This window comes from Pseudonocardia halophobica (assembly GCF_050948485.1).
Taxonomy (GTDB): domain Bacteria; phylum Actinomycetota; class Actinomycetes; order Mycobacteriales; family Pseudonocardiaceae; genus Pseudonocardia; species Pseudonocardia halophobica.
In genome coordinates this window covers 4,196,282-4,206,034 of sequence record NZ_CP192046.1, presented here as the reverse complement: position 1 = coordinate 4,206,034, position 9,753 = coordinate 4,196,282, and the positions used below count along the sequence as shown (strand labels likewise).

The following is a 9,753-nucleotide window of genomic DNA, read 5'->3' as shown; positions in this document are numbered from 1 at the left end:
TCACGGTCGCAGTGGCCGCAGCCGCGCTGCTCGCGCCGGCCGGCTGCTCGTCCACCCCGACGGAGTCGGCGGACCCCGCCCCCGCGGGCCCACGCACCGTCCAGACCGAGCAGGGCCCGGTCGAGGTGCCCGCTCAGGCGCACCGCATCGTCAACCTGTCGGGCGGGTTCGGCGGCTACCTCTACGCCGTCGACGCCCCCGTCGTCGCCACGGACACCCGGGTCCTCGGCGTGACCGACCTCGACGGCGGGTTCCCGCCGGCGTGGGCGGACAAGGCCCGGGCCGCGAACACCGAGGCCCTCCCGGCCGGCGAGCAGCTCAACATCGAGGCCGTCGCGGCCGCCCGGCCGGACCTGATCATCGGCGGTGGCCAGGGCATCACCGCGGTCCAGGCCAAGGAGAACTACGAGAAGCTGAAGGCGATCGCCCCGACCGTCCTCGTCCCGACGACGGTCACCGGCTGGGAGGACCAGCTGCGCCAGGTGGCCGACGCCGCCGGCCGCGGGGACCGGGTCGACGCCCTGATCCGGGGCTACGACGACAGGCTGAACCAGGTCAAGGGCGCCATCCAGGTCCCGGCCGAGCCGTTCGCGATCCTGCTGTCGTTGCCCAACCAGAAGCCGTACCTGATCCCGGAGACCGCGGCGCTGCCCCAGCAGCTCGCCGCGCTGGGCTTCACGATGGACGGCGTCCTGGCCAAGGCCGGCAACCCGCAGCTCTACGGCAGCGGGGACTCGTTCGAGGTGAGCCCGGAGCTGCTGGGCAAGGTCGCCGACGCCCCGCAGGCGTTCGTGATCAACCTGTCCGGCCGCACGGTCGACCAGCTCAGGGCCGACCCGCTGTACGCCGCGCTGCCGGCGTTCCAGGCGGGCAAGGTCCACGAGCTCCCGGCCACCAGCTACCGGCCGGACCTCGACGGCGCCACGAACACCCTGACCGTGATCGACCAGGAGTTCTGACCCGTGAGACTCGGCGGGCTGGTGATCGACACCTCGCCGCTGCGGACGAGCCGGCCGTTCCGGTTCGCGTTCGCCGCGCGGCTGGTGTCGCTGCTCGGGATCGGCCTGCTCGTCGTGGCGGTCCCGGCGCAGACCTACGCGCTCACCGGGTCCTCGCTGCACGTCGCCGGCGTCGCGACCACGATGGGCATCGGCCTGTTCGTGGGCAGCATCGGCGGCGGCGTGCTGGTCGACCGGTTCGAGCGGCGGCGGACCATCCAGCTGGCCCGGTCCGCCGCCGGCCTCGCCTTCGTCGTCCTCGGGGTGAACGCCCTGTTCCCGGAGCCGTCGCTCGCGGTGGTCTACGTGGCCTCCGCGATCGACGGGTTCGCCGGCGGCGTCAGCGGCACCGCCCTGATGGCCGTCATCCCCACGATCGTGCCGCGGGACAAGCTCGCGGCGGCCGGGGCGCTCACCGCGCTCACCACCGACCTCGGGACCATCGCGTCCCCGGCGGTCGCCGGCGTGATCATCGCGTCCGGCGGCATCGCCACCACCTACTTGGTGGCCGCCGTGGCGACCGTGCTGACGGTCGGCCTCATCCGCGGCATCGGGCCCTCGCCGGCGCCGGGGGAGACCCACGAGCGGCCGCTGCGGGCCCTCGTGACCGGGCTGCGGTACGCCGCCGGGCACCGGGTCGTGCGGGCGGTGCTCGTCGTCGGGCTGCTGACCATGCTGGTCAGCGGGCCCACCGTGCTGCTGCCCGCCTACGTCGACCAGACCCTCGGCGCCGGACCGGAGGTGCTCGGCCTGCTCTACGGTGCGCCGGCCGTCGGCGCGGTGCTCGGCTCGCTGACCAGCGGCTGGACCGGCCGCGTGCGGCGCAGCGGGATCGCGCTGCTCGCCTCCGTCGCCGTGATGAGCGCCGGGATCGCGGTCCTCGGGGTGGCGGGCGGCGCCGTCGTCGCCTTCCTCGCGCTGGCCGGCCACGGGCTCGGCCGCGCGCTCACCGACATCCTGCGCTTCGCGGTGCTGCAGCAGAACACGCCCGACGAGCTGCGCGGCCGGATCTCCAGCCTCTGGCAGGCCCAGGTCGTCGTCGGGACGTCCGTGGGCTCGATCCTCGCCGGCCTGCTCGGCCGCTGGTTCGCCCCGGACACCGCACTGTTCGTCTACGGCCTGGGCGGGGTGGTGCTCGCCGTGCTGCTGGTCGGCGTCCTCGGCTCGCTGTGGCGGGCCACCGACGACCCCCAGCCGATCGATCCGGAGGTGTCCGCATGACCGGTTCCGCATTCGTCACCGGTGCGGCGCAGGGGATCGGGGCCGCGGTCGCGGCCGCGTTCGCCCGCGCCGGCATGCCGGTCGCGCTGCTCGACCGCGACGAGGGTGTCGAGGTCACCGCGGAGAAGCTCCGGGCCGACGGCGGCACCGCGCTCGCACTCGTCGCCGACGTCACCGGCCCGGCCGCCGTCGAGGCCGCGGTCGACCGCGCCGAGGCCGAGGTCGGTCCGATCGCCGCGCTGGCCAACGTCGCCGGCGTGCTGCGGACCGGCGGCGTCCTCGACCTGCCGGACACCGCGCTGGCCGAGAGCCTCGCCGTGAACACCATCGGCGTGTGGAACACCGGGCGGGCCGTCGGCCGCCGGATGCTCGCCCGGCGCGCGGGCTCGATCGTCACGGTGGCCTCGAACGCCGCGGTCACGCCGCGCACCGGCATGGCCGCCTACTCCGCCTCCAAGGCCGCCGCGGCCGCGCTCACCCGGGCGCTCGGCCTCGAGCTGGCCCCGCACGTGCGCTGCAACGTCGTGTGTCCCGGCTCCACGGACACCCCGATGCTGCGCGGCATGTGGGCCGACCCCACGGACGAGTCCACCAAGGACCGGGTGATCACCGGCACCCCCGGCGAGTACCGCCTCGGGATCCCGTTGCAGCGCATCGCCGATCCCGCCGACGTCGCCGACGTCGTCCTCTTCCTGGCGAGCGACGCCTCCCGCCACGTGACGATGCAGTCCCTCACCGTCGACGGGGGCGCCACCCTCGGCACCTGACGAGCGCCTCGGGTCGAGCTCCCTGTCCTCCTCGCCTCCCCCACGAGAGGAACCACCGTGACCACACCGGCTCTGGAACGGCCGCCGCGCCCGGCGCCCCGGCACCGCGCGTCCGACCTCCTCGCCGCCTACCTGCCGGGCTCGTTCTTCTACTCCTCGACCCGCGGTGCCCTGCTGGCGGACGGCGTGCACGCCACGGTCCCCACGGGATCCGGGCCGCGCGCGACCGCCGTCGCCGAGGCCCTCGAGGCCGCCGGCGCGGCGGGCGTGCGCGACCCGCTCGTCGTCGGGGCCCTGGGCTTCGGTCCGGACGCCGAGTCGAGCCTGGTCGTTCCGGCGGTGGTGCGGCGGGCGGACCCGCTCGGCGCGGCCCCGCCGGCCGAGCCCGGGCCGGCCGAGTCGCTGCAGGGCTGGGCGGTGCGCCAGCGGCCCGCGCCGGAGGAGTACGAGGCCGGCGTCCGGCGCGCCCTCGCCCTCATCGACGACGGCGGGCTGCGCAAGGTCGTCCTGGCCCGCTGCCTGGAGCTGACCGCGGGGCAGGAGGTGCCGGTCCCCGCGCTGCTGCGCCGGCTGGCCCGGGCCAACCCGACCGCGCACGCCTTCGCCGTCGACGTCACCGCGCCCGGCGACCCGGCCACCCGCACGCTCGTCGGGGCCAGCCCGGAGCTGCTGGTCTCGCGGCGGGGGAGCGAGGTCGTCGCCAACCCGCTGGCCGGGTCGTTGCCGCGCGTTCCCGGGACGTCGGCCGAGGCCGAGACCGAGAACCGCCGCCGGGTCGCCGCGCTGCGCGCCTCGGACAAGGACCGCCGCGAGCACGCCCTGGTCGCCGCGCAGGTCGGCGAGGTGCTGGGTCGGTTCTGCACCGACCTGCACGTCCCGGCCGAGCCCGAGGTCATCGGCACGCCCACCATGTGGCACCTGTCCAGCCGGATCACCGGCCGGCTCCCGGACGGTCCCGCGGTGTCGTCGCTCGCCCTCGCCGAGGCCCTGCACCCGACGCCCGCGGTCTGCGGCGTGCCGGTGCCGGAGGCCCGCGCGGTGATCGCCGACCTCGAGCCGGTCGACCGCGGCTACTTCACCGGGCTCGTCGGCTGGGCCGGCACGGACGGCGACGGCGAGTGGGTCGTCACGATCCGCAGCGCCGAGGTCAGCGAGCGGACCGTCCGGCTCTTCGCCGGCGCCGGGATCGTCGAGGGCTCGCAGCCCGAGGCGGAGCTCGCCGAGACCAGCGCCAAGTTCCGGACCCTGTTGCGCGCCATCGGGATGGAGGACGAGTGACCCTTCCGGATCTCGACCACACGCCCTGGCCCCCGGAGGTCGCGGCACGCTACCGCGCGGCCGGGTACTGGCGCGGGCAGACCTTCGGGTCGCTGCTCACCTCGCTCACCGCCGCCCACGCCGGGCGGACCGCGGTCATCGGCGAGGAAGCCAGGTGGACCTTCGCCGAGCTCGACGACCGCGCCCACCGGATCGCCGCCGGGCTCGTCGCACGGGGGATCCGCGCCGGCGACCGGGTCGTGGTGCAGCTGCCGAACGTGCCGGAGTTCCTCGCGGTGGTCTTCGGGCTGTGGCGGGCCGGCGCGTGGCCGGTGTTCGCCCTGCCCGCGCACCGCGAGTCCGAGCTGCGGCACTTCGCCGGCCAGGCCGAGGCCGCCGCGATCGTGACGCTCGGGGTGCACGAGCGGCACGACCACGCCGCCACCGCCCGGGCGGTGGCCGACGAGGTCCCGTCGGTGGAGCACGTGCTCGTGCTCGACACCCCGGAGTGGGCCGAGCTGGCCGGGACCGCCCCGCGCGAGCTGCCGGACCCGGACCCGGAGGGCGTCGCGTTCCTCCAGCTCAGCGGGGGCAGCACGGGCCTGCCGAAGCTCATCCCGCGCACCCACGACGACTACCTCTACAGCGTCCGGGAGAGTGCCCGGATCTGCCGGCTCCGGCCGGACAGCGTGTACCTGGCGGCGCTCCCGGTGGCGCACAACTACCCGCTCAGCTCCCCGGGCGTGCTCGGCGCGCTGCACGCGGGCGCGGCCTCGGTGCTGTCCCCGCGGCCCGACGCCGACACCGCGTTCCGGCTCATCGAGCGCGAGCGCGTGACGATCACCGGCGTGGTCCCGCCGCTGGCCGCGGCGTGGGTCCAGGCGGCGGCGCGGACCACGCGCGACCTGTCGTCGTTGGAGGTCCTGCTCGTCGGCGGGGCCAAGTGCGGGCGCGAGCTCGCGGCCCGGATCGGCCCGGCGCTGGGCTGCACGCTGCAACAGGTCTTCGGCATGGCCGAGGGACTGGTCAACTACACCCGGCTGGACGACCCGGAGGAATTCATCCTCGGCACCCAGGGCCGGCCGATCTCGCTCGACGACGAGATCCGCGTGGTCGACGAGCAGGACCGCGACGTGCCGCCCGGGGAGACCGGGGCGCTGCTCACCCGCGGTCCGTACACGATCCGGGGCTACTACCGCGCCGGCGCGCACAACGCGACCGCCTTCACCGCGGACGGCTTCTACCGCACCGGGGACCTGGTGCGTCGCAACCCGTCCGGGCACATCGAGGTCGTCGGGCGGGCCAAGGAGCAGATCAACCGGGGTGGGGAGAAGGTCGCAGCCGAGGAGGTCGAGGACCACCTGATGGCCCACCCCGGGGTGCTCGACGCGGCCGTCGTCGCCGTGGCGGACCGGTACCTCGGCGAGCGGACCTGCGCCTACGTGGTGCCCGCCGAGGGCGCCGCGCCGACGGCGCCGGAACTGCGGAAGTTCGTGCGGCAGCGCGGGATCGCGGCGTTCAAGGTGCCGGACCTCGTGGAGATCGTCCCGGCCTTCCCGGTCACGGGGGTCGGCAAGACCAGCAAGCGCGAGCTGCGGGCGGCCCTGTCGGAGCTGGCCGCGCTCGAACCCGACCAGAAGGGGTGAGCACCGTGTCTCTGCCCAGCATTTCGCCCTACGCGCTGCCCGGCGCGGCCGAGCTACCCGCCGGGCGCGTCGACTGGCGGCCCGACCCCGACCGGTTCGCGCTGCTCGTCCACGACATGCAGCGGTACTTCCTGGCGCCCTACGCCGGTGCCCCGGTCCCGGACGTCACGGCGAACATCCGGGCGCTGATCGGCGCCTGCCGCGAGCGCGGCGTCCCGGTCTTCTACACCGCCCAGCCCGGCCGGCAGGCCGCCGCCGACCGCGGCCTGCTCACCGAGTTCTGGGGCGACGGCATCGGCGCCGTGATCGACGCCGACCCGCAGGCCGAGGAGGTCGTCGACGAGCTGGCGCCGGCGCCGGGCGACACCGTCCTGACCAAGTGGCGCTACAGCGCCTTCCAGCGCAGCGACTTCGCCGAGCGGCTCGCCGCCGCCGGCCGCGACCAGCTGCTGATCACCGGCATCTACGCGCACATCGGCTGCCAGGCGACGGCGCTGGAGGCGTTCATGCGCGACGTCGCCCCCTTCCTGGTGGCCGACGGCGTCGCCGACTTCTCCCGCGCGCGGCACGACCAGGCCTGCGAGTACGTCGCGCAGCGCTGCGGGGCCCTGACCACCACGGCCGACGTGCTCGCCGCGCTGGCCGCCGTCCCCGCCGGAGCCGCCCGATGAGCACCGCCGCCCCCCTGACCGCCGACCGGCTCCGCGCCGACGTCGCCGAGCTGCTGGCCTGCGACCCGGCCGAGATCGACCCGGACGAGGACCTCCTCGACCGCGGCCTCGACTCGGTGCGGCTGATGTCGCTGGTGGAGAAGTGGCGCGAGGCCGGCGCCACCGAACTGGAGTTCCCCGATCTGGCCGAGCAGCCCGAGCTGGGCCACTGGACAGTGGTGATCGAGAAGATGATCGGGGGGAACGCATGAGCACCAACCCGTTCGACGACGCCGAGGGCACCTTCCGGGTGCTCGTCAACGACGAGGAGCAGCACTCGCTCTGGCCGGACTTCGCCGAGGTCCCCGCGGGATGGCGGTCGGTGTTCGGGCCGGACGGGCGCGACGCCTGCCTCGCGTACGTCGAGGAGCACTGGACCGACCTGCGGCCGCGGTCGCTGCGCGACGCGATGGGGGTCACGTGACCCGGCGCACCGACGACCGCACCCGCCACCGCGAGCGGCTCGCCGAGGTCCGGGCGGGCACCGTGGCGGCCAAGGTGCCGTACCCGATCCGGATCCGGGAGATGGAGGTCCGCGGGACGCAGCGCATCGGCGCCGGGCTGGTCCGCGTGACCCTCGGCGGCGACGGGCACGCCGGGTTCGAGAGCCACTCGCCCGACGAGCACGTCAAGCTGATCTTCCCCGACGAGGACGGCAGGCTGCGCCTCCCGGTGGAGAACGGCGTGATGCTCGACTGGCCGCGGCCCTTCCCGGTCTCCCGCGAGTACACGGTCCGCCGCTACGACGCCGAGGCCGGCGAGATCGACCTCGACATCGCGCTCCACCCGGGCGGGCTGGGCTCGGACTGGGCGGAGGCCGTGCGGCCGGGGGAGCGGATCCACGTCGCCGGCCCGCCCGGCGGGCTGATCGTGCCGCACGCCTACGACCGCTACCTGCTCGCCGGCGACATCACGGCGCTCCCGGCGATCGCGCGGTGGCTCGAGGAGCTGCCGCGCACGGCGGCCGGCTGGGCGTTCGTCGAGGTCCGCGACGCGGCCGAGGAGATCCCGCTCACCGCCCCCGAGGACGTCGAGGTGCGGTGGCTGCACCGCGGCGACGTTCCCGCAGGGCGGTCCGACCTGCTCGAACGGGTGGTGCGGGCGGTCCCGGTCCCGGACGGCGAGCGGCTCTACGTGTGGCTCGCGGGCGAGGCGACGACGCTGAAACCGTTGCGGCGCTGGGTGAAGAACGACCTCGGGCTCGGCCCGGAGGACAGCGACGTCACCGGCTACTGGAAGCGGGGCGTCGCGGACTTCGACGAGGACCACGAGGACGAGCACGGCCACGGGCACGGCCACGACGACGATCACGACGACCACGACGACCACGACGGCTGACCCGCCCGGGGCGCCACGGCGGGGCCGGACGAGGCAGCGAGACGAGGAGCGGATGAGCACGGAGACGGTGACGACGGACGCGGACCGACGGGCCGCGCCGGCCGCGGAACCGCCGGCGCTTCCGGCGCGGCACCCCCGGGAACCGGACCCGGCCGACGATCTCGTCGTCCGGCTGCGGCTGCGCGGCGTCCTCGACCCGGAGGCGCTGAGCGCCGCCTGGCGGGACGTCCTGGACCGGCACACGGTCCTCCGCACACTGACGCCCGGACCGGCCGACCCCGGGCCGCGGGTGCTGGAGGCGGTGGCCCTCGCACGGGTCCGCCGCCGGCCGGTCCGGCCCGAGGACGTCGAGGCGGCGGCGGCGGAGGCGCTCGCCCGGCCGGCCGCGCTCGGGACCGAGGGGCCCGCCCGGGCCACGCTGCTGCGCGTCGGGCCGGAGGAGCACGTGCTGGTCCTCGCCGTGCACCGCAGCGCGATCGACGACCGCTCGGTCCGGCCGCTGCTCACCGACCTGGCGACCGCCTACTCGGCCCGGCGGGCCGGCGGGGCCCCGGTCTTCCCGCCGACCTCGGGGTTCGCGGAGTGGCTCGCCCGGCGGGACGGCGACATGCAGCCCCGCTCGCGACTCCGGGCGGACCCCGTCGGGCGTTGGATCACGGTCGACCGCGCCCTGCCCGGCGGGGCGGCGGAGGCCCTGGCCGCGTTGCGCGCCTCCCACGGCGCCGCCCCGCTCGCGGCCGTGCTCGCCGCGACCGTGGTGGTGGAGGACGGCGCCCCGCTCGACGCCGAGGACCCCCGCCGCGACGGCGGGTTCGAGGGCGCGGTGGGCCCGTTCGCCACGGTCGCGCGGGTCGCCTGCCGGGCGGGCGGCACCGGTACCGAGGTCCTCGGCCGGGTCCTCGCGGCCCTGACCGGCCACCGCGCCGCGCACCCGGGGCCCGCCCGCACCCTCGTCCGCCACGAGCCCGGCGGCGAGCCCCCGGCGCTCGACGGCCTGGTCGTCGACCGGGAGCCCGCCCCGGCCGGTCCGGCGGGGTACGACCGCGTGGTCACGCTGGTCGAGGGCCCCGACGGCGTTGCGGTCCGGCTCGCCGTCGACGCCGTGTCGGGCGACGCCGCCGGCGCCGCGGCGCGCGTCCGACGGCTGGCCGGCACGCTCGGGCACCTGCTGCGCGAGCCGGCCGCCCCGCTGACGTGAGTGCGCCCACCCGGCGACGCCCTCGCCGTGGCCACGGCCCTCGTGGCACTGCTCGCCGCGGACGCGCGCCCCTCGTGCTGTTCGGGCACAGCCTCGGGGACACGCTGGCCTACGAGGTCGCCCGGCGGCTGCCGCGGCCGCCGAAGCGGCTCGTCGTCTCCGCGCGGATCGCCCCGACGGTCCCGCCCGCGACCGTCTTCCGCGGCGGGACCGACGAGGAGCTCGCCGCGGAGCTGTGCCGGCTGGGCGGCACGGACGCCGCCGTCCTCGGCCACCCGGAGCTGCGCGCCCTCGTCCTGCCGGCCTTCCGTGCCGACCTGAGGGCGGCCGACGGGTACGTCCACCCGCCCGGCCCGCCGCTGCGCTGCCCGGTCCACCTGCTTCCGGGCGCCGACGACCCTGCCGTGGCGGAGGCCGACGCGCTGCGCAGGGCCGAGGTCGCGCCGGCCGGGTTCACCCACCGCGTCCTCCCGGGCGGGCATTTCTACCTGCACGAGCAGCGTGACGAGGTGCTCGCCGAGATCCTCCGGCCCTGATCACGGCCCGTCGCCACCGGTTCCCGACCCACCCGGAGGGACGCTGCTCCTTGTGGGCTAGCGTGCCGTGAGTTCGACCGGA

Annotated in this window: 11 protein-coding genes; all 11 read left to right on the top strand. The window is 76.3% G+C overall.

Translation table 11 applies throughout. The features are described 5' to 3' along the window. Nucleotides 1–11: 11 nt before the first annotated feature. Genes ACQP04_RS20105 through ACQP04_RS20055 form a run of 11 tightly spaced genes read left to right on the top strand, consistent with a single transcriptional unit; the run spans nucleotide 12 to nucleotide 9,671 of the window. Complete coding sequence (locus tag ACQP04_RS20105; protein WP_433502102.1) at nucleotides 12–959, top strand: Fe2+-enterobactin ABC transporter substrate-binding protein; 948 nt, start codon at nucleotides 12–14, stop codon at nucleotides 957–959. A 3-nt stretch (nucleotides 960–962) separates the two neighbouring features. Beyond that, a complete protein-coding gene (gene entS / locus ACQP04_RS20100) occupies nucleotides 963–2,219 on the top strand; it encodes an enterobactin transporter EntS (protein ID WP_433502101.1) in 1,257 nt (418 codons plus the stop codon). Continuing rightward, the gene (locus ACQP04_RS20095) at nucleotides 2,216–2,986 is read left to right on the top strand and encodes an SDR family oxidoreductase (protein ID WP_433502100.1); all 771 of its coding nucleotides are present in this window, start codon (nucleotides 2,216–2,218) and stop codon (nucleotides 2,984–2,986) included. Before entS ends, ACQP04_RS20095 begins: the two co-directional genes overlap by 4 nt. A 57-nt stretch (nucleotides 2,987–3,043) precedes the next feature. After that, complete coding sequence (locus ACQP04_RS20090) at nucleotides 3,044–4,264, top strand: isochorismate synthase (RefSeq protein WP_433502099.1); 1,221 nt, start codon at nucleotides 3,044–3,046, stop codon at nucleotides 4,262–4,264. Continuing rightward, nucleotides 4,261–5,889 (top strand): (2,3-dihydroxybenzoyl)adenylate synthase, encoded by a 1,629-nt coding sequence (locus tag ACQP04_RS20085; RefSeq protein WP_433502098.1) that lies wholly within the window; start codon nucleotides 4,261–4,263, stop codon nucleotides 5,887–5,889. Before ACQP04_RS20090 ends, ACQP04_RS20085 begins: the two co-directional genes overlap by 4 nt. A gap of 5 nt (nucleotides 5,890–5,894) precedes the next feature. Then, a complete protein-coding gene (locus ACQP04_RS20080) occupies nucleotides 5,895–6,560 on the top strand; it encodes an isochorismatase family protein (protein WP_433502097.1) in 666 nt (221 codons plus the stop codon). Further along, nucleotides 6,557–6,811: a phosphopantetheine-binding protein gene (locus tag ACQP04_RS20075; protein ID WP_433502096.1), complete on the top strand. Its 255-nt coding sequence runs from the start codon at nucleotides 6,557–6,559 to the stop codon at nucleotides 6,809–6,811. The genes ACQP04_RS20080 and ACQP04_RS20075 overlap by 4 nt, the downstream gene beginning before the upstream one ends. Next, on the top strand, nucleotides 6,808–7,023 hold the full coding sequence (locus ACQP04_RS20070) for an MbtH family protein (protein WP_433502095.1): 216 nt from the start codon (nucleotides 6,808–6,810) through the stop codon (nucleotides 7,021–7,023). Before ACQP04_RS20075 ends, ACQP04_RS20070 begins: the two co-directional genes overlap by 4 nt. Next, entirely contained in the window at nucleotides 7,020–7,937 is a 918-nt protein-coding gene (locus ACQP04_RS20065; RefSeq protein ID WP_433502094.1) for a siderophore-interacting protein, read from the top strand. The genes ACQP04_RS20070 and ACQP04_RS20065 overlap by 4 nt, the downstream gene beginning before the upstream one ends. Before the next feature lie 52 nt (nucleotides 7,938–7,989). Continuing rightward, nucleotides 7,990–9,135 carry a condensation domain-containing protein gene (locus ACQP04_RS20060; protein WP_433502093.1) on the top strand — a complete coding sequence of 382 codons (1,146 nt, stop codon included), beginning with the start codon at nucleotides 7,990–7,992 and terminating at the stop codon, nucleotides 9,133–9,135. Next, complete coding sequence (locus tag ACQP04_RS20055) at nucleotides 9,132–9,671, top strand: thioesterase II family protein (protein ID WP_433502092.1); 540 nt, start codon at nucleotides 9,132–9,134, stop codon at nucleotides 9,669–9,671. The genes ACQP04_RS20060 and ACQP04_RS20055 overlap by 4 nt, the downstream gene beginning before the upstream one ends. The last annotated feature ends 82 nt before the right edge of the window (nucleotides 9,672–9,753 follow it).